The organism is Paenibacillus sp. JQZ6Y-1, from assembly GCF_040719145.1.
Taxonomy (GTDB): Bacteria; Bacillota; Bacilli; order Paenibacillales; family Paenibacillaceae; genus Saccharibacillus; species Saccharibacillus kandeliae.
In genome coordinates, this window is the sequence record NZ_JBFDUZ010000002.1 from 514567 (window position 1) to 541209 (window position 26643).

The 26643-nt window shown below is 49.8% G+C and carries 22 protein-coding genes; 16 read left to right on the plus strand and 6 right to left on the minus strand.

Annotated elements, in window-relative coordinates:
• The first annotated feature begins 142 nt into the window (after positions 1–142).
• The 8 genes from ABXR35_RS15955 to ABXR35_RS15990 all read left to right on the plus strand — a co-directional run bounded on the left by ABXR35_RS15955 (position 143) and on the right by ABXR35_RS15990 (position 9408).
• Positions 143–1237, plus strand: coding sequence for a D-alanine--D-alanine ligase (locus ABXR35_RS15955; protein WP_367062622.1), 1095 nt, complete (start codon positions 143–145; stop codon positions 1235–1237).
• Positions 1238–1418: 181 nt separating this feature from the next.
• Positions 1419–1745 carry a hypothetical protein gene (locus ABXR35_RS15960; protein ID WP_367062625.1) on the plus strand — a complete coding sequence of 109 codons (327 nt, stop codon included), beginning with the start codon at positions 1419–1421 and terminating at the stop codon, positions 1743–1745.
• Complete coding sequence (gene uvsE / locus ABXR35_RS15965; protein WP_367062628.1) at positions 1745–2746, plus strand: UV DNA damage repair endonuclease UvsE; 1002 nt, start codon at positions 1745–1747, stop codon at positions 2744–2746. Before ABXR35_RS15960 ends, uvsE begins: the two co-directional genes overlap by 1 nt.
• A gap of 130 nt (positions 2747–2876) precedes the next feature.
• The gene (locus tag ABXR35_RS15970; protein ID WP_367062631.1) at positions 2877–3728 is read left to right on the plus strand and encodes an inositol monophosphatase family protein; all 852 of its coding nucleotides are present in this window, start codon (positions 2877–2879) and stop codon (positions 3726–3728) included.
• Between the two features lie 326 nt (positions 3729–4054).
• Positions 4055–4327, plus strand: coding sequence for a hypothetical protein (locus ABXR35_RS15975; RefSeq protein ID WP_367062634.1), 273 nt, complete (start codon positions 4055–4057; stop codon positions 4325–4327).
• Positions 4328–4375: 48 nt separating this feature from the next.
• A complete protein-coding gene (locus tag ABXR35_RS15980; RefSeq protein ID WP_367062637.1) occupies positions 4376–5725 on the plus strand; it encodes a stalk domain-containing protein in 1350 nt (449 codons plus the stop codon).
• 373 nt (positions 5726–6098) lie between these two features.
• Positions 6099–7880: a sensor histidine kinase gene (locus ABXR35_RS15985; RefSeq protein ID WP_367062640.1), complete on the plus strand. Its 1782-nt coding sequence runs from the start codon at positions 6099–6101 to the stop codon at positions 7878–7880.
• Positions 7855–9408: a response regulator transcription factor gene (locus ABXR35_RS15990; protein ID WP_367062643.1), complete on the plus strand. Its 1554-nt coding sequence runs from the start codon at positions 7855–7857 to the stop codon at positions 9406–9408. The genes ABXR35_RS15985 and ABXR35_RS15990 overlap by 26 nt, the downstream gene beginning before the upstream one ends.
• A 144-nt stretch (positions 9409–9552) precedes the next feature.
• Here the strand turns inward: ABXR35_RS15990 and ABXR35_RS15995 are convergent, their stop codons facing one another.
• The gene (locus ABXR35_RS15995) at positions 9553–10965 is read right to left on the minus strand and encodes a DUF4179 domain-containing protein (RefSeq protein WP_367062646.1); all 1413 of its coding nucleotides are present in this window, start codon (positions 10963–10965) and stop codon (positions 9553–9555) included.
• Positions 10952–11485 (minus strand): sigma-70 family RNA polymerase sigma factor, encoded by a 534-nt coding sequence (locus tag ABXR35_RS16000; RefSeq protein ID WP_367062649.1) that lies wholly within the window; start codon positions 11483–11485, stop codon positions 10952–10954. The genes ABXR35_RS15995 and ABXR35_RS16000 overlap by 14 nt, the downstream gene beginning before the upstream one ends.
• 415 nt (positions 11486–11900) lie before the next feature.
• Between ABXR35_RS16000 and ABXR35_RS16005 the strand changes: the two genes are divergently transcribed.
• The 5 genes from ABXR35_RS16005 (at position 11901) to ABXR35_RS16025 (ending at position 17758) form a co-directional block, all read left to right on the plus strand.
• On the plus strand, positions 11901–13199 hold the full coding sequence (locus ABXR35_RS16005) for an ABC transporter substrate-binding protein (protein ID WP_367062651.1): 1299 nt from the start codon (positions 11901–11903) through the stop codon (positions 13197–13199).
• A 217-nt stretch (positions 13200–13416) separates the two neighbouring features.
• Positions 13417–14319 carry a carbohydrate ABC transporter permease gene (locus ABXR35_RS16010; protein WP_367062653.1) on the plus strand — a complete coding sequence of 301 codons (903 nt, stop codon included), beginning with the start codon at positions 13417–13419 and terminating at the stop codon, positions 14317–14319.
• Between the two features lie 3 nt (positions 14320–14322).
• Complete coding sequence (locus tag ABXR35_RS16015; RefSeq protein ID WP_367062655.1) at positions 14323–15225, plus strand: carbohydrate ABC transporter permease; 903 nt, start codon at positions 14323–14325, stop codon at positions 15223–15225.
• Between the two features lie 2 nt (positions 15226–15227).
• Complete coding sequence (locus tag ABXR35_RS16020) at positions 15228–16577, plus strand: rhamnogalacturonan acetylesterase (RefSeq protein WP_367062657.1); 1350 nt, start codon at positions 15228–15230, stop codon at positions 16575–16577.
• Positions 16578–16618: 41 nt separating this feature from the next.
• On the plus strand, positions 16619–17758 hold the full coding sequence (locus ABXR35_RS16025) for a glycoside hydrolase family 88/105 protein (RefSeq protein ID WP_367062828.1): 1140 nt from the start codon (positions 16619–16621) through the stop codon (positions 17756–17758).
• Positions 17759–17934: 176 nt separating this feature from the next.
• Here ABXR35_RS16025 and ABXR35_RS16030 read toward each other — a convergent pair whose 3' ends face one another.
• The gene (locus ABXR35_RS16030; RefSeq protein WP_367062660.1) at positions 17935–19083 is read right to left on the minus strand and encodes a hypothetical protein; all 1149 of its coding nucleotides are present in this window, start codon (positions 19081–19083) and stop codon (positions 17935–17937) included.
• Positions 19084–19288: 205 nt separating this feature from the next.
• Positions 19289–20263: a DMT family transporter gene (locus ABXR35_RS16035; RefSeq protein WP_367062663.1), complete on the minus strand. Its 975-nt coding sequence runs from the start codon at positions 20261–20263 to the stop codon at positions 19289–19291.
• A gap of 214 nt (positions 20264–20477) precedes the next feature.
• Here ABXR35_RS16035 and ABXR35_RS16040 point away from each other — a divergent pair, with 214 nt between their 5' ends.
• The 3 genes from ABXR35_RS16040 (at position 20478) to ABXR35_RS16050 (ending at position 23196) form a co-directional block, all read left to right on the plus strand.
• Positions 20478–21830 (plus strand): aminotransferase-like domain-containing protein, encoded by a 1353-nt coding sequence (locus ABXR35_RS16040; protein ID WP_367062666.1) that lies wholly within the window; start codon positions 20478–20480, stop codon positions 21828–21830.
• 98 nt (positions 21831–21928) lie between these two features.
• Positions 21929–22516, plus strand: a complete 588-nt coding sequence (locus ABXR35_RS16045; RefSeq protein ID WP_367062669.1) for a TetR/AcrR family transcriptional regulator — start codon at positions 21929–21931, stop codon at positions 22514–22516.
• 74 nt (positions 22517–22590) lie between these two features.
• The gene (locus ABXR35_RS16050) at positions 22591–23196 is read left to right on the plus strand and encodes a YjgB family protein (protein WP_367062672.1); all 606 of its coding nucleotides are present in this window, start codon (positions 22591–22593) and stop codon (positions 23194–23196) included.
• A gap of 279 nt (positions 23197–23475) precedes the next feature.
• Here ABXR35_RS16050 and ABXR35_RS16055 read toward each other — a convergent pair whose 3' ends face one another.
• On the minus strand, positions 23476–24792 hold the full coding sequence (locus ABXR35_RS16055; RefSeq protein ID WP_436669380.1) for a glutamate-1-semialdehyde 2,1-aminomutase: 1317 nt from the start codon (positions 24790–24792) through the stop codon (positions 23476–23478).
• A 356-nt stretch (positions 24793–25148) separates the two neighbouring features.
• The gene (locus tag ABXR35_RS16060) at positions 25149–26309 is read right to left on the minus strand and encodes an LCP family protein (protein ID WP_367062678.1); all 1161 of its coding nucleotides are present in this window, start codon (positions 26307–26309) and stop codon (positions 25149–25151) included.
• Between the last annotated feature and the right edge of the window lie 334 nt (positions 26310–26643).

The following is a 26643-nucleotide window of genomic DNA, read 5'->3' on the forward strand; positions in this document are numbered from 1 at the left end:
AAGAAAGGGCCATAACACAGCCCGTTCGTCTGACTTTTCCTGTATGCACAGGATCGTGCGGCGGACGATTCCGACTGTACACTTTGACCTTACCTTTTATGCATGGTTTCTAAATATGAACAATAGTAACGGGGGTTCCAACATGACAGCAACAAAATTGACCGTAGGCTTGATCTACGGCGGCAAATCCGGCGAACACGAGGTATCGCTGCAAACCGGATTTTCGGTATTGAATGCACTGGATTACAACAAATACAACATCGTCCCGATCTATATTGATCGCGATGGACGCTGGAATATGGGGCAAACGTACACCGCGCCACCTGCCCAACCGGAAGAACTGCAAATCCACGGCGGCGAACAAGCCACATCCGAAGCGATGAGCGTACTTTGGCGCAAGCTGGGCGGACAGGAGAGCACAATTGACGTCTTGTTCCCGCTGCTGCACGGTACATACGGCGAAGACGGCACCATTCAAGGGCTGTTTGAAATGATGGATATGCCTTATGTTGGTGCTGGCGTGCTAGCATCGTCCGCAGGCATGGACAAAGCGATTATGAAAAAGCTGTTCGCTCAAGCTGGTCTGCCGCAGTGCAAATACGAAACCTTTATCGCTGCCGAGTATCAGGAGCATGAGCATGAGATTCTGAACAGCATTGAGCACAATCTCGGGTTCCCTTGCTTCGTAAAACCAGCGAATCTCGGCTCCAGTGTCGGTATTACCAAAGCCAAAGACCGTCATGAGCTGGAACGCGCAATCGAATACGCACTGCGTTTTGACCTGAAGGTTGTCGTGGAAGAAGCCGTGGATGCACACGAAGTAGAAGTGGGCGTACTCGGCAACGAACTGCCGCTTGCTTCCGTGCCGGGAGAGATCGTATCCAGCGGCAGCGACTATTACGATTATCAGGCAAAATACATCGATGGCACGTCCCGTATGATTATTCCAGCGGAGATCGACAGCGAGCTGGCGGAGAACCTGCGCGAGATGGCATTGCGTGCATTCAAAGCGATTGACGGTAGCGGTCTGTGCCGCGCGGACTTCTTCGTTCGTCGCAGCGACAATGCCGTGATGATCAACGAAGTGAACACGATGCCGGGCTTTACCGCATACAGCATGTATCCGCTGCTGTGGCGAGAAACAGGCAAATCGTATCCAGAGCTGCTGGACCAGCTGATTCAGCTTGGACTGGATCGCTATGCAAAGCGCCATGCCCTGCAATTCGGACGCGATTAAATCAAAGTATATAAATAACATAACGGTCGTACTGCACAGATTTGGCGGTGCGGCCGTTTCTTCGTTTACCAAGGAAGGCTGTATATTCTGGCTGTGATTGGCATGGAACTGTTAGGACGATGCGCCAAAAGGTTTATAAATGAGACGACACTTTAATTCAATGATTAGGGAGGCGAAAGGGATGGGTTTTCAAACTGAATTCAATTCCGTATGCAAATTCAAAAGCGAACAGGAGCTGCTCGACCTGCTGGAATACGGCAAGGGCAAGATGGTCAAGCAGGGCTTTCGCGTCTATCCGACCGGGCAAAAGGTAATCGCCTATAACCCGGAGAACACGGCAATCGCTATCGTCAAAATTACCGGCTGCATCGCAGAGATCAACTTCCAAGGCAACGAGGTCACCGAAGTCGAGATGGAACTGATCCGCAAGCTAACACCAGAGGAATCCAGCGTGCAAACGCATCTCGCCTATGAAATGTTCTTTGGCGAGCAGGATCAGGACGCCTGATGATCGTCCGTTTTGGGTATGTAGCGATCTCGCTGGAAGTGAAAGATTCCTCTCCTTCCAAAACGATGACCATGTCCAATTTCCGCAAGCTACCCGACCGGGAAGCGGGTCTGCGGAGACTGGAACAGATCGCCCGTACCAATTTGCAAAATACACTGCGTCTGCTCAAGCATAATGTGGCAGAGGATATTCATATGTACCGCATGAGCTCCAAGCTGATCCCGCTCGCGACGCATACTGAGCTGGCAGATTGGGACCCGTTTCCGGCGCTGGCAGAGGATTTTGCCGCGATTGGGGAGTATGTGCACAAGCATGAGTTGCGGGTGTCGTTTCACCCGGATCATTTTACCGTGCTGAGCACACCACGCCCAGAGGTGCTAGAATCGTCGATCCGCGATCTGCGCTATCATGTGAAGATGCTGGATGCGATGGGGTTGGATGCGCGCTCCAAGAACAATATTCATATTGGCGGAGCCTACGGGGACAAGCCGACAGCGGCAGACCGTTTTGTCGAGCATTTTGCTACATTGGATGACGATATTCGCTGCCGGATCACGCTGGAAAATGACGACAAAACATTTACCACACCGGAGACGCTTGCGGTAGCGCAGCGTACCGGTTTGCCGATGGTGCTAGATATTCACCATCATCTGGTCAATTGCGAAGGCGAACCAGCATCAGACTGGTGGCCGCAGGTAGCGCAAACATGGGAATCATCGCTGTCACGTACAGATGTGCCAGACGGTGTTCATTTGCCACCCAAAATCCATGCGTCTAGCCCGAAAAGTCCAACGGATCGTCGCAGTCATGCGGACGGGGTAGAAGCCGGACCGCTGCTGGACTTTTTAAGGGAGGCGGCTCGTACGTCCAGCCATCTCGATGTAATGCTGGAAGCGAAGCACAAGGATGCTGCACTACGCCAACTGATGAACGATTTGCGTAACTATACCGAGGATGGCGTGCGCATCATCGACAACGGAACCATTGAAGTGTTACCTTAATAGTAGGCATATCGAAACAACACAGGCGGACATGCCACCGTGTATGTCCGCACCTATACTTAGCTTACAGCCATCTGGCTTGCGGCGGCAGTCACACACTGTACGCCCATCATAATCAGGGGGATTGAACATGGAAAAAGACCAAAAGCAGCCCTATGTTGTCAGCAGCAAAAGTCGTGTTGCCGTAGCGATCAATGCGGCATCCAAAACCGGCGAATGGATCAAAAGCAAAGTCGGTGACCATCGCCAACTGAATACCAAAACATCGTCTCAAGATCTCGTTACCGAAGTCGACAAAGGCGCAGAGCAGATGATTCGCAAGCTTGTCCAAACGTACTGCCCCGGCGATGAATTCCTCGGCGAAGAGAGCGCAGGCATCGGTGCGGAAGCATCTACCAACGCCGTGAACGCGGTCAAAGACGCTGAATACGTCTGGATCGTCGATCCGATTGATGGCACGACAAACTTTGTGCATGGTTTCCCATACTTTTGTGTATCCATCGCTGTCGCACACAAAGGCGAAGTGATCGTTGGTGTTATTTACGACCCGACCCATGACGAGCTGTTTGTAGCTGAAAAGGGTAAAGGAGCGTATGTACACGGCAACCTGATGAAAGCCGCTGACCACGCCACACTGAACGAAAGTCTGGTCGCAACGGGCTTCCCACCAAGCACAAGCGTGGAAGTCAAAACCAAAGCCCTGACCGACATCCTGCCCAAAGTCCGCGGTGTCCGCAACGTCGGCTCGGCTGCCCTGCACTTGGCTTACGTCGCAGCTGGACGCATCGACGCTTACTGGGAAATCGGCTTGAACGCATGGGACCTCGCCGCAGGCGCCCTACTCGTCACCGAATCCGGCGGAACCGTCACCGACGTCGCTAACAACCCATACGACATCACCGTCCGCAACATCGTAGCCAGCAACGGCAACATTCATAACGAACTGATCCAACAACTACACGATTCCGGCTTAAACGACTAATAAACGAACTAAGCATTCCAATAGCACCCAGATCACTCACAACAAACAATCATCACACTGACCGAAATACTGAACCCTACACCCACCCTATCCTGGTCAGCTATCAACTGATTTTCCAAAACCCAAAACGGGTAAATAACCGACAGGCCCAAACGCCCGCCGGTTATTTGCTCATACCAATAATCTCTAAACACAATTAACCATCGGCATTACGCGAACGTTCCAAATAAAAAAGAAAAAGCCAATCCCTTCCCGAAGCGGCCCCACGCATCCAAGAGGCAAAATCTTGCTCCATCCTACTAAAAAAACAAGTGAGGTGTCTCCCCATGTCATCCGATGAACTCGAACGCGAATTATCCGAACGCCTAACTGAAGGCGAGATGCAAGAAGAAGACCGAGAAGCCCGTGAACGTCGACTGATCCAGTCCAAATACGAAGTGCGTATCCAAGCCGAGCATGACCCGATCGTCGAAGAAACGCTGCACTACCGCAAGCTTGCCAAAGAACTCGACGACCGCTACGACAAATACTTGGAACGCACCAAGCACAGCGATACGGACGGCAATCATCCAGACGACAGCGACAATCCACCGAAGTAACATCACACGATCACCATGCACACGCATGAAATCAAAAGGAGTACCTGAATGCGCACCAATACACCTGCCGACTATCACAGCGGCACCCTTCATTCGTTGCACCCGAAGCATGCCCAACCGGCAGTACGCCGCACACATCAGGTCAGACAGGAGACATGGCGCATGATTGTACCATACATGATGATACTTACCCTACTGCTCGGCGGTAGCGGTATTACCGGAACGACTCCCGTATACGGAGCGGCAGCGAGCGGAGCATCGGCGACCCAAGCCTATGAGCATATGGTATTTCTCGGCGATTCGCTCACCGTCGGCTACGAGCCGGGTGTAGCTGCTGCCGATTATGACGGCTTTGCTCCACGCTTGGAAGAGCAGGAGTTATTCCGTGGACATGCACAGGCAGACAACGAGGGCATTCTCGGTCTGACCAGCACGGGTCTGAACAATTATATGAATGCAATCACCGCTGGACGCAGTGTGAGCACAGCGACCATTCAGAGCACCTTACCCGGTGCAACGCGCACACTGGATGGAGCGGCAACCCGCAAGGAGATTCAAGCTGCCGATCTGATCACCATTACGATTGGGGGCAATGATTTTCTGAATGCGCTCGGTTCGTTGACCGCATTGCCGCACGATTTGTCGCAAATCAACTTGCAGCCGGTGTTGAATACGTATCGTACCAATCTAGGATCGATACTGGATCAGCTGACTACGTTGAACCCGGATGCCGTCATTGTCATCGCGGATCAGTATCAACCAGTACCTCTGCTGGCAGGCGCCACGCTGTATCATGATCTGAACGAAACGGCTGCTAAGTTCAGTAGCATTATCGACGATACAGTGTCCACCTATACTGCCAAAGGCAATGATATTCGGGTTGCTCATGTCTCGCCGTCCTTTCAAGGGAAAGAACTGGCGATGACCCATATTGCGGCGGGGGATATTCATCCCAATGCGACGGGTTATCAGGCGATGGCTGTTGCGTTTAGCATGGCAATCTGGGGCGAAAAGGGCTATATGACGCCATCTTCGGCAGTGAATGGTACCGACAATACGGTTCTGTATACCAATGGCAAATTACTGCAAAGCCAGTCCAAGCCTATCGTTCGCAATGGGCGTACGTATGTGGCGTTGCGCGATGTAACGACCGCTTTGGGTGCTAAGGTCAGCTGGTCTAGTACTAGCAAACAGGCAACGGTTACCAGCGGCAGCAATACAGTGATCGTACCGCTGAATAGCAAAACGCTGACGGTAAATAAGCAATCCGTCACCACCGATGCGGCATCCTTTATGCAGCAGAGCAAGGTATATGTACCGATTGCTGTCCTTGCCGATCAATTTGGCTATGATGTGCATTATGTGAATCGTTGGAAAGCTGTCTTTATCCGCCAGTAATCACGAGTCGCAGTGGAGTGATATAAAACCAAGGTAAGGGAAGCAAGCCAAGGTAAGAGAAACAAGTTTAGCGACATCTCTTTTCACTTTTTCATAACCGCTGTACCCACTGTGTTTGGCAGGAAGGGTACAGCGGTTTTTTGGTCTGGAGCAGAATGACTTTTTTCACTTGTCGGATAAAACAACTGCAATTTTCTATATTCCACGCTATAATATACATTAAATTACAAATGATAAATAAATATGTAAATGAAGAGACAGATGTAGATGAGTAAGAAGAACGCTGGCTAGCGTACCACGCTTAAATCAGGGCTACAAACTGCTTTACATGATAGACGGGACAGAAGATCATCCTTTGATGGGGGAAGGCATTATGCTATCTCGTTTTAAAAGCGCTTACATTAATCTAGGTATTCATCGGCAAATGCTGTTGCTCATCTCGACGTTGATGCTGGTTAGCTTTGCTTCGTATCTGATCGTGCTGAACACGGTGTACAGCACGTACGACAATCAGATGTACGAGAAGACGTCGGAGCTGCTCAATATGTCGTCATTCGAGATCGAGAATCAGCTCAAAGATATGGAGAATCTGACCTTTCGTGTGGTGACAGATGAACAGCTACAGCGCTACTTGCTGCAATTGCAGGAAGAGCCGTCTGTGTATGAAAAAAACGTGATCCGCAAAAAGATTACCAACCGACTCGTCGCGTTTGCTGGATCGGAGCAGTTTGTCTATTCCATGATGGCGATTGATCGTGAAGGGGAGATTATGTTTGCCGGGAATCGCGAAGGTGTGCCTGCTGATTTGCGTCCAGCATTAACCCGACTGGCACAGCAGTACAGCGGCTCGAACGCATGGTATGTGGGCGAGCAGGGGGAATTGCTGGCGGTGCGACAGTTTAAGCAATTCAGTGATTCTACCTTTACCCTTAATGATCTGGGTACGATTATGATCCGCGTACGCATCGAGCGGATTGTGCAGGAGCAGGTGGAGAGCAGTGCAGGCAGCCAGCTAATCATCTCGGATGGCAATAAAATCGTATACCCAGAGGAGCCGCCGTTTTCGCGCGGACAGATCGATAACCAGCTGCATAATAGCAAGCCGTATGGCGTCATTTCTGAACCGGAGGGAAGTTATTTCTCCGCGCGTATTCAATCGCCGTACACAGGCTGGACGTACTTGCATATTACACCGTTTGACCGCATGTTCCAGCGTATTATATGGATCAAGCAGCTGGTGACGATTATATTTATCGGTATCTTCTTATTGGCATTACTGTTCGGTACACGCTTGTCGCGCAGCATTACTCGCCCGATGGAACGACTGCTGCAAAAGATGCGTACCGTCGAAACAGGCAATCTGGATCAGCTGGGCGAGCTGCCTGCCGATCCGTCCATTACCCGTGCGCAAAATGAAGTCGGTCTGCTGCATCGAACGTTTAACCGCATGCTGCGCCGCATCCGCGAGCTGATCGACGAGAATTATGCCAAGCAACTGCTGATCCGCGAAACGGAGCTGAAAGCATTACAGGCGCAGATTGATCCGCATTTTCTATACAACACGCTGGAATCGATCAACTGGATGGCGAAGATGAACAAGCAACCAGAAATCTCACGTATGGTAGAGGCACTCGGCTTTCTGTTGCGGAGTTCAGTCAATATGACGGAAAAGGTCATCTCACTGGAACGAGAATTGGACATTGTACGCAGCTATGTAACGATTCAGCGGATGCGATTCGAGGAACGGCTGAATTTTGATATTGATGTACCAGAGGAATTGTACGACACCTGTATTCCCAAATTCACGCTACAGCCGCTAGTAGAGAATGCCATCCATTACGCGCTAGAGCCGAAGATCGAGGAATGTCATATTCGTATCGCTGCCCGACTGGAAAGAGAAACTGTGCATATTACCGTACAGGATGATGGACCGGGAATGACGGCGGAATTTCTGGAACGGCTGTATCAAGGGCAGGTGCAGACACGCGGCAAAGGCATCGGGCTGAACAATATTACGGAGCGTATCCAGCTGACCTTTGGACCGGAATACGGCATTGATATTGAGAGCGAGCCGAACGTGCGAACTGCATTTCATATTCGGATTCCATATCAGAAAGGGGATCAAGATCATGTACAAAGTGCTGTTGGTGGATGACGAGCGTATGATTCTGGAAGGCATTTCTAGCGTAGTAGACTGGCACGGTAGCGGAACGGAGCTGGTTGGAACCGCACGCAACGGATTGGAGGCGTACGAACGCATTGCCGAGAAGCGACCGGATATTGTGATCAGCGACATTTCCATGCCGGGTCTGGATGGCATTGGTCTGGTAGCGAAGACATATGAGCAATTTCCCGATGTGCGATTTATTATGCTATCAGGGTATAAGGATTTTGATTATGCGCGTCGTGCCATGCAGTATGGGGTGAAGCATTATCTGGTTAAGCCATGCAATGAGCAGCAGATTCAGGAGGCGATTGCCGAGCTGCTATCTGAACGTGCCGCCGAGCAGGAGCGTGAGCTGTTCGTCAGCAGCATGCGTGACCAGTTTACCCGGATGCTACCGCAGGTGAAGGAGCAATTTTTGAAGGAATTTATCTCTAACAAAATGTATGGCAGTCGTGATCTGGCGTATTACGAGGGATTATTTCATATGCAGCTGACCGAACGAACCGTACGGATTGTGCTGATGCGGGTGGAGGAGTCGCATGAATATGAGCATCTGTTTGCACTGAAAAATATCGCTGAGGATGTAGTGGAGGGCGTGCTGATGGGCACGACAATCCAGCTTCAAGACGAGCTGCTGCTGCTGATCGATGATCCAGCAGATACAGCACGGCTGATCAAGGAATTGAATGAAGTGAAGGATGTATTTGGTAGCTTTTATAAGCTGGATGTGACGGTGGCGCTTAGTGAGCCAGATGCGCTAGAACAGCTACGGCGCATGTACCGAGATGCCCAGCAAGTAATGAATCACCGCTTTTATATCGGTGGTGGTAGTCTGATGACTCGTCAGGATATTGCGCTGCACGATTGTCGCATGGGCAGCGGATTTGAGTTGGATGAGGAACAGTTTACGCTGATCATCAAGTCTGGTCAGGTGGAGCAGGTGGAGACGGAGATTGGACGATTGTTTGCCACGCTATCGGAGCTGCGGTTAGACATGGCGGTGACACGTTCGTATGTATTGCAGCTGTATGCGGTCATGCTGCGATTGTACCCAGAAGAGGAGCGTTCCTTGCCAACAGCACAGCTTGCCGAGTTGTCACAATTAGATACGCTGACTGGACTACATGACTTTATTCGTCATGCGGCGATTGAACTGACGGGCAGCTACTACAAAAGCAATATTAATCGCCAATCCTCCGTCGTGAACAAGATGCTACAAATCATCGAGGAAAACTACACCAATGCCGAATTATCCTTGAACGGCGTCGCTAACCAGATGCTGTACATGAACCCCGATTATCTAGGGAAGATTTTCAAAAAGGTGACGGGCGATAATTTCTCACATTATGTGAATCGGTATCGGATTGAGCGTGCAACCGAGCATATTCGTCGTAGTGGCGATGTGAAGGTGTTTGAGTTGGCGGAGCTGTTCGGATTCGGTGGGAATTCGCAGTATTTTAGCCAAGTGTTTAAAAAGGTGACGGGCATGACGCCGACAGAGTATCGGCGGGGATAAGAGGTAGCAGTCAAGGGAACGATAAGGAAATGACCAGATACAACAAACCAAACAACCGTATTCACCACTGTTGATGAGAGCATCGAACAGCATGAATACGGTTGTTTGGTCGGATATGAACAAAGGAGGATACTTGCCTCTCGTTTAATTCAGCTCATCCGTAATAGGTTGGGTTGGATACAAAAATGTACCTTGATAATCATCAATCGTAAAAGTAAGCGGCTGCTTGTAATTGGCAGCTCCATCCAGCACTAGCTGGTATAGGATGCGGCCACTGGAAACATGCTGTTCCTGACTCTTGATCGTATAGCTACGATTCATTGCATCGCGGAACTCATAATTTATTTTCAATTCATACCATTCACCGGAAGGAAGAGTAGGCACGGATAGATCGACGACCATATCACCAGTAGCTGCATCTTTTTTGACATTCGACAGTTGAATATCCGAAGTAGGGGAATCCAACAATTTGGATTGAGCTACATCTGCGACCAGAGGAAGAGGTTGTGCCAACTGGAATTTGATCCGCTCCAATTGAAGGGACAGACGCTGATCCTGAGCAAAATAACTGCCCTCATAATACAATGTAAAATGAGTGGTACCCTTCTCCTGATAACGGTTAGAGCCTTGAATCCCCAGCATCGTAAGAGCAGAGGTATCAGGGTCTTTGGAAAAGAGTCGTACATCGGCACTTTCGATTGTTTTGTTATGCTGCTGTACCCACTCTAATTCCGCATCTGTACGTAATGGAGTGCGCGTAATACGAGCAAGCTTTACCTGATAGCCTTGAATCGTATAGGTCTTGTTCCATACTTCCGTACGCTTGAGATCATCCAGCTGGCGATTGTTCCATGTAAAATCAACCTGCACCTGCTCAGTCTGCTGCTTGTTCAAACCGCTATACATATCCGCTTCTAGTCTAAGCGTATGGGGAATCGACTGCCCATCAGGATAATCAAACACAAGCGCGCCATGACTAGTAGAAGAGTCGGTTGCGGGTAGCTCTACATTATAGATATTGGGCAGACTCTTGTTGTGCTCGGAATCAATCAGCTGCGTATATTCGCTATTGTTGATCTGCGGTGCATTCTGTCCGGTGCGATCCACAGCGGTATACAGGATAATCATCCGCTGGCTATCCGCCACTATACCGTCAATCGTTAGCTTATAATGCTCTGATCCACTGCTGCGATGGATCGACTGATACAGCCCATGCTGAATGGCAGGTTGGAGCGACAGCTTGAACATCTCCTGTTGATATAACTGAGTCACATAGTCTGGAAGATCGGCAGGGCTTTGCTGATCTGCGGGAGCAGCAGTATGAGCAAAAGGTGCATGTTGATCATATAGGAATGCTCCGGTTCCGATCAGCAATACGATAGCAGCCGTGGCGCCGATCAGTGCTTTCCAATGCTTGCGCCAGCCATCGCTTCTACGCTGACGAGCCTGCCGCATACCGCCCCGAATCGCTGCTTCCAATTGTGCATCGTCCGTTTGTGCCGCTTGCTGCTTGCGTTCCTTCGCTTGGTCATGCAGCGATGAGTTAGATGGGCTCATGGGGAATGTCGCCTCCTTTATCTAGTTTTAAGCGAATTTGCTTTAAGCCTTGATGCAGCCAAGTTTTGACCGTACCCTCTGGACGTTCTAGAATACTCGCGATTTCGGTTAGCGTGAGGTCGTTATAATATTTCAAAATCAATACGTGTCGGTATTTGGGTTGCAGCCGCTGCAAGGCATGCTCTAGATCAAGGCGATCTTCATTCTTCATCTCGACCATCGATTGATCTGTATGATGCTCCATCAGCGGAACACTGCGGCGCTTGCGTTTCAGCTCATCCATACAGCAGTTGATCATGATGCGAATCAACCACGGGATAAAGCGTTCAGGATTGCGCAGCTTCCGACATTGCAATAGTCCACGGCATACCGTCTCCTGAAGCATATCAAGTGCGTCCTGTTCATTGTGCATATATCCATAAGCGATGCCGTACAGCTTACGGCGGTGCATAGATACAAGTTGGTAAAAGGCTTCTTCATCGCCCTTACAGGCTGCGATTGCCCATTCCCTTTCTTCCATAGATGATTCCTCCGTCCATGCGTCTCTATCTACTCTGTTGCTACGATCTTTACCCATCCGGCTATGTACATCGATTAGGCTATACATATAAATAAGACTGCTCAACCGTATAAACGGTTTTTTTATTTTTTGACATTCTAGGTTATGACATGAAATTGCTCGGCAATCTACACTGTAAATCCGTTTTGTCTCATTTTATGTCCCTCTGTTTTTTAAACCAAAACCTCGGATTTGTGTATTCATTTGCGTATGCCCATCTGCGAGAATAAAGATAGTTCAAAAATGTAAGCGTTAACAAAATAATTGTTTTTCAGAGTCGCTTCCACGTCCAGCTACATATCGGCTTCGCTCTCTTCACGTATCCACCATGCTTTACATGTTATGGATTGTCCATTATCGAAAGGGGAGACTACGCATGAATTTTAAAAAGACAGCTTCTATCTTAACCCTGATCGCCATTTTGCTCACCATTACTGCGTGCGGCAATTCCGGTAGCAGCAGTTCTGGTGCAAGCGGCGGACAAGATGGCAAGACGATTCGCATCGCTTGGTGGGGATCGGATACACGCCACAGCTATACCCAGCAGGTTATCGACATGTACAAAAAGGAAAATCCCGGCGTGAATATCGACATCGAGTATGCGTCCTTTGACGACTACTGGAAAAAGCTCGCTCCGCAAGCAGCTGCCAACCAATTACCCGACATTATTCAAATGGACATCTCCTACATTAGCCAGTATGCCAAAAATGGTCAATTGGAAGACCTGAAGCCATACATCGGCAACCAGATCAAGCTGGACGATGTGAGCGAAAGCGTCGTTAGCACAGGCGTGATCGGCGGCACACAGTATGGTATCCCAACTGGGGTCAATGTACTCGGCTACCAATACAACCCCGAAACGCTGAAAAAAGCAGGCATCACCGAAATTCCCAAAGACTGGACATGGGATGACTACGAGAAGCTTGCCGGACAAGCCAAGGACAAAGGCATTTACTTTGACGAGTCGATGGCACCGGATATTTTCTTCAACTATTTCCTGAGAACGAATGGCTTCTCGCTCTACAATGCGGAAGGCACTGCGCTCGGTTACGAGGACGATGCACTGTTTACCGAATTCTTTGGTCGCCTTGCCAAGCTGCTTCAGGAAGGCGCTGCGCCATCTCAAGAAACATTGAGCCAGAACAAAGGCATTATCGAGGAATCCACCGTTGTTAAAGGCACAGGCATTGGCACATGGCAGTGGTCCAACCAGTTTGTCGCGCTGCAAAAAGTAGCGGACAAGCCGCTGGAACTGGCACCGATGCTCGGACCGGATATGCAAAAAGGTATCTACATGCAGCCAAGCATGTACTGGTCGATCTCCAAAAACTCGCAATCCAAAGACGAAGCTGCCAAATTCATTAACTTCTGGATCAACAACCAAGACGCCAACAAGCTGATCAAGGGCGAGCGTGGTGTACCGATCTCCGCCGCTGTGAAGGAAGCGGTAACGCCAGATCTGACAGAAGCCGAGAAACAGGTATTTGATTTTGTCAGTGAAATGGAGCCGATCGCATCGCCGATGAGTCCACCGCCACCAGTAGGTTCCGCCGAGGTGATCGCGACACTGGCGGATTATGTAGAGCAGATTAACTTTGGACAAATCACAGCCGCGGAAGCCGCACCGAAGTTCCGCGCCGATGCCAATTCGATTTTATCCAACAATCAGCCGTAATGCGTAAAGGAATGGTGCAATCGTGATACTCAGCCATCATGACATGGTGTAGTCGTAAGCAGACGGGAATTGGGAAAGAGACGCAGGGTAGCATCTACACGCTGCTATGTGGTCGGCTTTCCTTTTCCCGCTCATGCCTATGCTGTTACTTATTGCTTCATGCCAGAGATATCGGTCATGCTCAGTTTTATATTTTCCCAAGGAGGTGTGCGGATTCATGCGGAATACTCATTCGCTAAAAGCCAATTTGACTGGGTACGCGTTTATCAGCCCATTTATTATCGGATTTCTGGCGTTTACGCTGATCCCGATGTTTATCTCGCTGTATCTGTCGTTTACGAGCTATAACCTGTTCAGCCCACCGCGCTGGGTCGGATTGAATAATTTTGAAAAAATGTTCACAGGTGATACGAAGTACTGGAACTCGGTCAAGGTTACGCTGTACTACGTGTTTATCGGCGTACCGCTGCGGCTGACGTTTGCGCTATTCGTAGCGATGATCCTCAACACCGGCTCACGCATGATCGGTGCGTATCGGACAATTTATTATTTGCCATCCATTATCGGCGGCAGTGTTGCCGTGTCGATCATGTGGCGCAATATTTTCAGCGAGCAGGGGATCGTGAACGGTCTGCTGATGGCGCTAGGTGCCGCACCGATTCAATGGTTCGGCGATCCGGGCGCTGCACTCGGTATGTTGATTACGCTGTCGGTATGGCAGTTTGGTTCGTCTATGCTTATCTTCCTCGCTGGTCTGAAAAACATTTCCCCGGAAATGTATGAAGCAGCAAGTGTCGATGGCGCGCGTCCGGCACGTAAATTTTTCAGTATTACACTCCCGCTACTCAGCCCGATCATCCTATTCAACCTGATCATGCAGACGATTAGCGCTTTTATGACCTTTGTACCCGCGTATATTATTTCCAAAGGGGAAGGCGGCCCGCTGGACGGCACGATGCTGTACTCACTGTATCTGTTCCGTCAGGCATTCATGTTCAACAATATGGGATATGCGTCTGCAATGGCATGGGTGATGCTGATCTTCATCGGTGTGTTGACGCTCATTCTGTTCAAAACGTCGAAGTTCTGGGTGTTCTACGAATCGGAAGGAGGTCGCTGATCCATGGCAGATACCAAAGCGGAACGTTATAACAATACGCTCGCTGGTTCAGCGGCAAGTCAGGGCAGTCTGTGGCGGCGCATCAAATGGCCAGTGTACCATATCTGCGTCGCTGCACTGGCACTGCTGATGCTGTATCCGATCATCTGGATGTTTTTCAGCTCGTTCAAGGAAAGTCGGACTATCTTCACGACGGCAACGACGTTAATTCCAGCAGAATGGATTTGGAGCAACTACGCGTCTGGCTGGAAAGGTATTGGTGGCTACTCATTTGGGCATTATATTTGGAACTCACTAGTAATCGTCGTACTGTCTACGCTTGGCGTAGTAGTATCGTCGGCATTGATCGCGTTCGGTTTTGCACGGCTACAGTTTGCCGGCCGCGCCTTCTGGTTCGCGGTCATGATGGTAACGCTGATGCTGCCGCATGACGTAGTACTCGTGCCGCAATATATTATTTTCACCAAGCTGGGCTGGCTGAATACGATCTGGCCTATCGTCGTACCGCAATTTTTCGGCGCCCCGTTCTTTATTTTCCTGATGGTGCAATTTATCCGTACCATTCCCAAAGAATTGGACGAAGCTGCAACGATTGATGGCTGCGGGAAGTTCCGGTTGTTTATTCAGATCATCATGCCGCTGATCAAGGCATCGCTGGCGACGGCGGCGATCTTCTCCTTTTACTGGAGATGGGAAGACCTGCTCGGACCGGTACTGTATCTGAATTCGCCGGATAAATACACTGTCTCGATGGGGCTGAAAATGTTCCTCGATAGCGAATCCGCATCCAACTGGGGCGGTATGTTCGCAATGTCGATGGTCAGTCTGCTGCCCGTTATTCTCGTATTCTTCCTGTTCCAAAAGCATATCGTGGAAGGCATTAGTAGCAGCGGGATCAAGGGCTGATTATGGGAGATTCCACACATTCGGAGCATGAGCAGCATTCGCAATCACAGGAAGACTATGCATCATTACAGGAAAAACATTCACCACCACAAGGACAAGATGCATCACCACTGGAACAGGAGCAACGCACGCAATCCGAGCAATCCAATGAATACCAGACAAATCTTGCCGCTGTGCCACAGGATATAGCACTGGATGCAGAGCGGCAAACGGCAGAAGGCTGGCGATTCGATGCGGGTCCCGGCATGCCGGTTGAAGGATATTTGCCATTAACGCCAGATACGGTCTATACCTCAGAACTGGGCTATGGATTCCTGCCCGGCAGTGAGGTGTATGCACGTGATCGCACTGCCTATCGGGAGGAGGAAGGTACGCCAACCTGTAAACCAACACAGCATCTGCAAGCTGCCTTTTGCATCCCACTGCAAGCAACCTTTGTGCTGGATGTACCGGATGGCTGTTACCTGATCCGCATTCAGCTGGGCGATTGGCAGGCTGCTACGCATACGATCCTTCGCGCCGCAGGAAGTAAGATGATGGTACCGCCGATTCGGACGCTGTCAGGACATATGCAGGAGGTGCTGTTCAGCGTTCCAGTGCATGGCGGACGGCTAGAACTGAATATGAGCGGACAAGCACCGCGCTTGAACACACTAAACATCACACCCGCACCGCATACGCTGCAACTGCTGCTGGCAGGCGATTCCACTGTAACCGACCAGCCAGCGGATGGGTATCCATATGCAGGCTGGGGACAGCTGCTACCGGAGCGATTCAAGCATGATGTGTGCGTGGACAATCACGCCATCTCTGGTCGCAGTTCCAAAAGCTTCGCCGATGAAGGCAGGCTGGAAACGATCCGGGAGCAGCTGCGCGCAGGTGATTATCTATGGATCGCATTTGGACATAATGATGCAAAAACGGACGCTGCTCGCCATACCGACCCATTTACCACATACAAGCAGCAGCTGACCGAGTACATTTTGACCGCTCGTGAGAAGGAAGCACATCCGGTGCTGCTGACGCCGATTCAGCGTCGTTATTTTACCGAGGATGGTCAGCTGGAGGATACGCATGGTGACTATGTGACCGCCGTACGAGAGCTGGCAGTCGAACAGCAGGTGCCGCTGATTGATCTGGCAGCGAAGACCGCAACCTTATTGCAGCAGCTTGGACCGGAACAGAGCAAAGAGCTGTTCGTCTGGCTGTATCCGGGCGAATATATGAATTTCCCAAATGGGGTGCAGGACAATACGCATTTGCAGGAGCAGGGCGCACGGCAGATTGCCGGACTAGTGATCGAAAGCATTCGAGAATTACATTTGCAGCCGTTGGTCATGTATATGAGATAGACATTTGGATATTGAGTTTACAGGAGGAAAGGATGGATCATATGCCAGCATTGCATTTTGACGAGGAACATATTCAACAGGTGATCGATCGTGTCGTGGAACGTACGTTTAATATGGATTTTAGTTGGGATTGGCCGGGCGGTGTTGCCTTTTATGGTGTGTGCGAAGCGTATCAAGCGACGGGCAAGCGACAATATCTGGATCAGCTGCGGTTATGGGTGGACGAGAATATTGCGGATGGGCTGCCGCCGCTATCAGTGAATGGCGTATCCATTGGTCACTGTCTGCTAACGTTGTACGAAGCGACGGGCGAAGAGCAGTATTTGCAGATTGCTACGGAGATGGCAGAGTTTCTGGATAAGCAAGCCGAGCGGTTCGGAGAAGGGATTTTTCAGCATACCGTTAATTCGGTGACGGATGTGTTTCCAGAGCAGGCTTGGGTGGATACGATGTTTATGGCAGGGTATTACCTATTGCGCATCGGTCATCTGCTGGGCAACAAACGCTATTTTGACGACGGCTTACGCCAATATCATGGGCATGAACAGGTGTTGCAGGACGAGCAAACGAATCTGTATTATCACGGCTGGGATAATGTGAATCAGAATCATCTCTCCTCCATCTTCTGGGCGCGCGGCAACTCATGGGCATCGTTAACGATGTCAAAAGCATTAGCATTCGTGCCTGTACAGCATCCGTCGTATATGATCATCGATGGTTCGCTGCGGGATCAGCTGAGTGCGCTAGTACGTCTGCAATCACCGGAAGGATTATGGCATACAGTACTGGATGATCCAACCTCATATTTGGAAACATCCGGTTCGGCAGGTATTGCTACTGCACTGCTCATGCGCGGCAGACTGTATAACAAATATTCGCAAAAAGCGATTGACGGCATTCTTTCCCGCATCCGAGAAGATGGCACTGTGACAGGTGTTTCGGCAGGAACAGCGATTATGAACGATATTGACGGCTACCGTGAAGTACCAGAGAAACGTATTCAAGGCTGGGGACAAGGATTAACGCTGGCATTTCTAGCACAGCTGCTGCGCACTCGCGACGATCTATATGGACAAACAATGAACCCAACCAACAAAGCCGCCACCCCAGAAACTACCCAGCCGCCGTCGCAGCTGGAAGAAGACCCTACTAATACCCAGACTGGTGTAGAGTCGCTGTAAATTTAGGTTACACCACATAGCGAGCACACCATATAAAACAAAGACCGTATCTCCTTTACTGGAAATACGGTCTTTTATTATGGAAACCATTATGGATCATCACGGTCATGCCAGATGGATGCCCAATCTATACTACCGCCTCCATCGTACTGCACCAATACCATTGCGATCGTTCTCTATACGAGTGGCTGCTTCACGATCCGAAATTGCCGATTCTGATCCTCTACCAGTAGATACAGCATTCCCTTCTCATACTTGATAAATCGAAATAGCAATTGATCCGATAAGGTAGGCATCCGCCACAATTCCTTGCCATTTTGATCCCATCCATACAAGCGCTGCTCGCTATCCACCTGTACAAATACCTGACCATTGTTATAATCGGTACGCCAATTCTGCTGCGCATTCGTAAAGACGCGTGTTTTTTGTAACAGTAGCTTGCCCGTTGTTACATCATAGCGAGAATAGATCGGATATGAGGTGGAGCCGTCCTTTTGCAGCTTGTTGCCGGTATCATTGGAAAGGTAGATCACTGCTTGCCCCTGTTCCAGCTTAAACTCGCCAATTGTACTGAGCGGCGCACGCACCAGATGGGAGCGAGGGGAAGCAGCACTCGTATCCAGCAATTCAAATATATATCGCTGCTCATGCAGCTTGCCACTGCTGTAACGAATCACCAGCTTGTTCGATTGATAATCCATATTCAGCACGGTGAGTGCTTCATTGTTATTCTGGCTGTACGCCTGCAATGCCAAAGTACGTATCGGTTTGTTCCACGGGGAACGGTAGATCATTACCTGCTGCCCAATTTGCAGTGCCAAACGTTCGGCAGAACCAGCGGTCGGAGCCGACCAGACGAGATGAGCCTGCTGCCCTTCGTTGCTAGTTTGCAGCTTGTTCAGCAGAGTCGTTGGGTAGGTGAAGGTAGAGAGCGTTTGACCATCGAGTGACCATACGATCTTTTGCAGCTTATTGTTCTGCTTAGCAATCACGACGATTTTGCCGCTATCATCCAGCACACGGTAGCTATACAGATGATCATACGTATGACTCCATAGCCGCGTACCACGGGACAGACTGGTCATATACAATGTGCCTTTTTTGGTATTCACGAACAAGGTACGCTCACCGGACAGATTGACAATATCCGTCTGAATGTAGAAGTCACGCGGAAAGGACAACTGGTCTTCGATCGCCTGACTCCGACTGCTATCATCGTGAAAGTCGGGCAAGATCGGTGTCGCCGCTTCGCTGGAAACAGGCAATATCGTTGCTGTCAGAACGAACAGCGTTATAACCAATAGCAGTCCCTGTTTGATATTCACGTCCCATTCATTCCTCTCCGTATAAAATAATGAAGATATAGTTAGGTATACAATGTAATCCTCTGTTACTACTATACCTTATTTCGATACGGAAGCGGTAGAACGCGTCGTCATTCACATCTTATCTTCACACCTCATATGATCAGCTCAAGGACGATGGGACTGCCCACGATCTGTATCTGTTTGCTTATCAAAGGATTGTTGCTTACTTGCTCTTGCGTCGCCCGTTCCAGTTCGTACCGAGCACGCCGCCAATAATTAGCACTGCACCGATCACATGATATACCAGCAATTGCTCATGTAAAATCACCGTTCCAGCAATCATCGACACAATCGTAGAAATATTGCTGAATACGCTCATCTGCGTTGCTTTTAGCCGCGACAAAGCATAGCTCGACAGCAAGGTCGTACCGAGCGAAGAAAGTACACCGAGATACAGCAATGCCAGCACATAGCTTGGCTGCGTAAAGGGCTGCACATAGTCAACTAGGTTGCCTGCTGCCAGATGGCGAATCAGCGCGATGCCGTTGAATATAACTGCTGCTGTCAGCATCGTCACCCATGTCAGCTCTAGCGGACGATATACCTTAGTCAGCGGACGCATCAGTACACTATATCCAGCAAATGCCAATGCTGACCCGATCAGTAGCACAATGCCACCAAGATGATCCGCCTGAAATCCGGCATTGCCCTGCATGACGAAGATCAGAATGACGCCAGCGACGGATATAAGTAGCGACAGCTTTTGCAGCCAGCGCGTTCGTTCTTTGAGAAAATAAGCAGCCAGCAGTAACGTAAACACAGGAACGGTCGCCTGAATAATGCCTGCCTCCGAAGAGGAAGCATATAGCAGCCCGAATGCTTGCAAGGTAAAATACAGCACGGGCGATAACAGCGCGAGCGGCAATATGCGTTTCAAATCTGCCGCCCGTACCGAGATTTTGATCCAGCCTAGACGAATCGGAACCGCCATCACCAGTACAGACAGCAGAAAGCGGTGAGCCAGCACATCGAGTGGACTGGCGATATACACGGTCATTTTTACAAAGATAAACGAGAATCCAATAATGAGCGCATACGCAACAGCCGCCGCATAGGATGTCCATGTACGGGATGGAGCCAGCTCTGTGTTGGATACGGAAGATGTAGATACGGAATGTGGAAAAGAATGTGATTTCATCAGTGTAAAACCTCCTGCTCACGCATAGCGTGAATCGAATGGAAGCGATACTGTGCACAAGCATCGTCTCTGTGTCTTTCACTATAGTCTTCGCTTCTACGTAGCAGCAACGCTTATCTTTGCGATCTGTATCGGTACAGATGGGCACAACAGCCCAACGATATATGGTGTGTATACGGTATAATGATAAAAAAAGAAACGGAGGATACACGATATGGCGAGCAAGCACAGCAAATTAGCAGCTGAGCTGCGTCAGCAGATCATCTCACGTGCTCGTCCAGCAGGGGAAAAGCTGCCTTCGATTCGGCAGATGGCGACCGAGCAGCAGTGCAGCGCCGCTACGGTGATTCGTGCCTATGAACAGCTGATTGCGGAGCATTATGTATATGTGCTGGATCGCAGTGGATATTACGTGGCATCTCACGGACCGCAGCAGCATAGGCTACAGGAGCAACTGCTGGATCTAGCATCGGCAGCACCAGCGGCGGAGATTTTCCCTTTTGCCGATTTTCAGAGCTGTTTGAATCAAGCGATGCAGCTGTATCGGGATCAGCTGTTTACATACGGGATGCCGCAGGGATTGCCAGCGTTACTGGAAGAAGTGCAGCAGCAGCTGGAAGAGGTACAGGTCTTTGCACCATTATCACGGCTGTATATAACGTCCGGCGTACAACAGGCACTGTCGATTTTGACGATGATGCCATTTCCCGGTGGACAGCAGGCAGTGATGATTGAGCAGCCGGGTTACCATTTGCTTATGGAATTGCTGGAAGCGCTGAATGTACCGATTGTGCAGATCGCCCGTACGATCAACGGATTGGATCTAGGGGAGGTAGAGCGACAGTTTCGCAGTGGAGAGATCAAGTTCTTTTATATCATGCCGCGCTTTCACAATCCGCTCGGTCACTCGCTGAGTCATGCTGACAAGAAGAAGCTGGTGGCATTAGCCGCACAGTACGATGTATATTTGGTGGAGGATGATTATCTTGCCGATCTGGAGCAGCATAGCGGCGCCGATCCGTTGTATGCGCACGATCTATCCCAGCACGTCATTTATCTGAAAAGCTATTCCAAAATGCTCTTCCCCGGTCTGCGGATCGGTGCGGCTGTCTTGCCAGAGAAGCTAAAAGCGTCCTTTGCCCGGTACAAAAATCTGCTAGACATCGACAGCTCGATGCTATCGCAGGCAGCGCTGCATATGTACATTCATAATGGCATGTTCGCCCGCTATCGCCGTCTGCTGCTGGATGCGTATCATCGCAGAAGCAGACAGCTGCATACCACCTTGCAGGAGCTCATCCCTGTTTGCTCCTTATTCGCCTATGTGTATCATGTGGATGCGATTCATGCCGTTCTTCCACTGCCCTCACATTTTCCGACCAAGGCGCTTATTCGCCAGCTGGCAGAGCAGCAGATGATCGCCGATTCGCTAGAGCGTTATTTTTTGCCGGACAGCCCACATAGCTGGAATGGATTGCGCATCAATGTATCCAATGTGCCAGAGGAACGTATCCCATCGGCACTGCATACAGTTGCGCTACAGATCAACAAACTATGGATCTCATAGACGTTATCAAACAATAGATATGTCGAATTTGACAAAGGAAATGAAATAGTTTAATTTGAATACAGAACGTTTCGTTTCTTAAATAAAGGGGTTACGAAATGAACAACATCAAACGAAAGCCCGGTCGACCACCGAGCCAAACATCACGCCAAGCGATATTTACCACGACCATGGCATTACTCAAAGAATACGGCTTGCGCAAAATGACCATCGACAAAGTTGCTGAGCAGGCGGGAGTGAGCAAAGCAACCATTTACCGCTGGTGGAGTGACAAGGTAGAGATGTCGATGGATGCCTTCCTCTATCACGTAGAGTTGGATGGGGTAATTGAAGATAAAGGAAATTTCATCGACGATTATATGGATTGGTTCGGCAAGCTTAATCTGTTTTACGGCAGTGCGGAAGCGCGGATTTTGGCGCAGATTATTGCCGAAAGCCAGAGCCGACATGAGCTGCTGGTGCCGTTTCAGCGTACGCTGTTGGATATGCTGCTCGACAAATGCAGCATTATCTGGAAACGTGCAGTCGAACGTGGGGAAGTGGATGCGCACGCGTCCGCCGATACCGCGATTGAACTGCTTCATTCGCCGTCCAGCTACCGGATGCTATCCAACCAACCGCCGCTGGATGACAAGACGACTCTCGATATGATTCGGATCGTATACGACGGTATCAAAAAGCGCTAGCGCTTTTTTAGATCATATAGACGATACATTCATGGGGAAATCTCAAGGATTTGTACATCAAGGAGGAATTACCAATGAACATGGCAAAACACATGCAAAAAACAGGACTCGCTATTCTCGTTACCGGAGCCGCTACACTGGGTTCATTTGCAGCAACGACCGCTATCGTGCCGTCTTCATCCGTGTATGCCGCAAGCACAAGCATGGCATCCAGTCAGCAAAGTGGAGCTGCTCTGCTGAACACCTTTTACAAGCCAGCGCTGAAAGGGCACTTCCCAGAAGCAAATGGCAATCCGGTTGATAAGCTGATTGTAGGCGATACCACGCGTGCATCCGCTATCGCGATCTATGGCAAACCGACGACTTCGCGTACAAGTGCATCCGGTTATGATATGTATCATGCTGAGATGGGAACGCCGGGTTACGCGTTATCCTATAATAGCTCCAATGTGCTCAAGGAAATTCGCTATCTGGGTACAACCGTCGAGCGCAAGCAGACGATTGGCAGCATCACCATGAGCGTGCTGAAGAAAAATTGGTATGCCCCAAGCTCAACAGCGACCATCACTAGCGGTGGCAAGAAGCAAACCAAGCTGACTTACAACCGTGGTGACTACAAGCTGGAGTTCATCTACAACAGCCCAACCGATCTGGATCATATCAACCTGCTGAAAAAATAATTCCGGCGTTTGCAACAGCATCGCCGCTGTATAATCAACACAGCCGTACCGCACAGTGTTCCACTGATGCGGTACGGCTTTTTTGCGGGATTGGATATGTATGTGCTACAAAATGGTTCATGTGTACGAATAGAGCTGCAGCTGATTCCCTGCAGAATGGCACCCTGTACAAAAAAGCGCCGATCCACGGCACAGTGTAAGGTGATTTCCTTCGCACTGCACCGTATATCGGCACCTTTCTATCTTATATCGTTGGCTATACTTATACTGCTTATCTTATTATTTTCCTTGGGATACTAGCTTCATCGCTTCATCCGCTGCTTGCAGCGTCAGATCAATATCACCATCGGTATGCGCAGTTGTCAGGAACCAAGCTTCGTATTTGGAAGCAGCCAGACAGATGCCGCGATCCAGCATATGACGGAAGAACGAAGCGAATTGCTCGCCATCTGTATCCTGCGCCTGATCGTAATTGGTCACTGGATGATCGCAGAAATGAGTAGAGAATGCCCCTTTGATCCGGTTGATCGTCAGCGGTACACCATAACGTTCGGCGGACGATTGAATCCCGTCGGTCAGACGAATCGCTAGACGCTCCATTTCGTCGTATACGCCCGCACCTTGCAGTACTTCCAGACAAGCGATACCAGATGCGATGGATGCTGGGTTACCCGCCATCGTACCCGCCTGATACGCAGGACCGAGCGGCGCAACCTGCTCCATAATATGCTTGCGACCGCCATACGCACCGATTGGCAAGCCGCCGCCGATGATTTTACCTAGAGCGGTCAGATCGGGCGTAATATCCTCATGATTGTCCAGACCGGCATACGTTTGTGCCGATCCATAGTGGAAACGATAAGCGGTAATGACTTCGTCGTAAATAACGAGCGCGCCATACTGATGAGCCAGCTTGCACAGCCCTTCCAAAAAGCCTTTTTCCGGCATAACCATCCCGAAGTTGCCGACGATCGGCTCCACCATCACAGCTGCCACTTCGTCGCCCCAGCGCTCCAGCGCTTCTTTTAATCCATCCAGACTGTTAAATGGTACAGTGATCACTTCATTGGCGATACTTGCCGGTACACCAGCGCTATCTGGCGTGCCGAGTGTGGATGGACCAGAGCCAGCAGCGACCAGAACCAGATCGGAGTGACCGTGGTAACAGCCAGCGAATTTGATAATTTTGGTGCGGTCGGTATATGCGCGTGCTACCCGAATGGTGGACATCACGGCTTCTGTACCGGAATTGACGAAACGAACTTTATCCAGTGAAGGGATGCTGTCCTTGAGCATTTTCGCCATTTGGATTTCTAGCTCGGTTGGTGTGCCGTACAGCACGCCATTTTCCGCTGCACGCGTAATGGCTGCTGTAATATGCGGGTGAGCATGACCAGTGATGATCGGTCCGAAGGCTGCCAGATAATCGATATATTTGTTGCCGTCCACATCGAAGAAGTGCGCTCCTTTGGCAGAAGACATGAATACTGGCGCACCGCCACCTACTGCCTTGAACGAACGTGACGGGCTATTTACCCCGCCGACGATATGTTCTAATGCCTGCTCATACAATTGTTCCGAACGTTTGCGATTCACATTCATCTTGATATATCTCCTTTGTTAACCTGTTGTATGGAAGAAAGCGTCCGTATACATTGGACGCTGTAACCGTGCGATATGTCTGTTCCAGACCGTATCTATTTTAACACGGGAGTAGAGCTAGGCAAATGACGACTGTATGAACAAACCGCATGATGGCATGAAAAAAGGAAGCTTTCGTGAAGAAAGCTTCCTTAGATGTCGCCGCATGTAGCGGCGGAATTGGATTCATGCTGGTAATGATGCGCTCTGTTCTCTCTGCCTTATATGGAGCGACGATTTGGCTTCATCCGGTTCCATTACCCCATGTACCGGATGATGTTCAATGGAATGCTTGGCATTGCCATCCTGTTTTAGTTGCTCGACGAATTCGAGCTGGAAGACGTAGACGACGATCCATTGCTGGATGAAGCATCCGAAGAACTGGAAGTACCGGTGCTGCTCTGGGAATCAGTCATAGAGCTACTGCTTGAACTTCCAGATGTAGAGCTGCTGGATGATGTGCTGTCTTCGTTAGTACCCGTTTGACCATCACTGGATACCGGAGTTGGCTCGACGGTTGTTTTGTTCAACGCATCCTGTACAAATTGCTTCAGCTTCTCATCACTGCTGACACCGATTACTTGAGCACCGCCTACATGCTTCTCAGCAAGCAAGTCATTCGGCGGAAGCTGTTCGCTGCCACTCATATTGCTGTCATATGCTACGCTGGCAAGCTTCCACAGATCGTCCACACTCAGATTGGTATCAATGTACGGATTCACCTGCTGTAGAATATCCGGCAGATTCATAATCGAGGTGGTCGATTTCAGCTTGTCACCCACCGCAGTCAGGAAAGCACGCTGACGCTCGGTACGGGAGAAGTCGGACATCGCGTCATGACGGAAACGCACATATTCCAACGCCGTTTTGCCGTCCAGATGCTGCGTACCGGCTTTGAGATCAATATCGTATTCATGCTTGTCGGCTGCACTGGTATAGTGCATATCTTTTTCGACCGTGTAATCAATACCGCCTACCGCATCCACGAGCTTAATAAAGCCTTGGAAGTCGGTATATACATAATATTGCACCGGAATGCCCAGTAGATCGCTCACCGTCTTCATCGCGGTATCTGGACCGTGCGTAATCGCGGCATTGATACGGCTTTCTCCATGTCCGGGGATGTCTACATACGTATCACGCAGGATGGAGAACAGATGAATGGTTTTTTTGACTGGATCAAGCGAGGCGACCAGCATCGTATCGGAACGCGGGATTTCCCCGTCGTCGGAACTGCGTGAGTCAACGCCCATCAGCAAAATGTTGACCGGCTCAGTACCTGTCCAGACCGGCGGCTCAGCAGCCACAGCGGTGTTGGTTGGCAGATTTTTGAATGGAGAAGCATCTCCTGTTTTTTGTAGAGCACCAATTTGGTTGTAAACTGCGGTAAAATAGTAAATGGCGTAGCCGATGATCGCCACAGCGACGATGATCAGGCTCCAAAGCAGCGTGCGCTTTGTTTTCAAATTCATGCACGTTCTTCCTTTCAAAGATAAGGTTCACGATGTATAAGGCTATACCTCATATTCAGTGTTAACGGTTTGTCGATTGTTGTCTGTAGCCTTACATTCTGCGAGATGCAAGGCAGGTAAAGGCGTGAAGCTTAGCATTGTCTTCACAACACCCGTACATTATAATTTCTTTTCAGGCAACAATCAATTGTGACATATCGATGGAACAAGCAGGTCAGCATCTGTCAATCCCTGCCCCTTTTCATATGATAGTGCGAGGATTTGTCGAAAAAAAGAGCAGAACGGTTACAATCCGGTCTCAATCCGGCAAACAACAGCAATCGCTGTACCCACA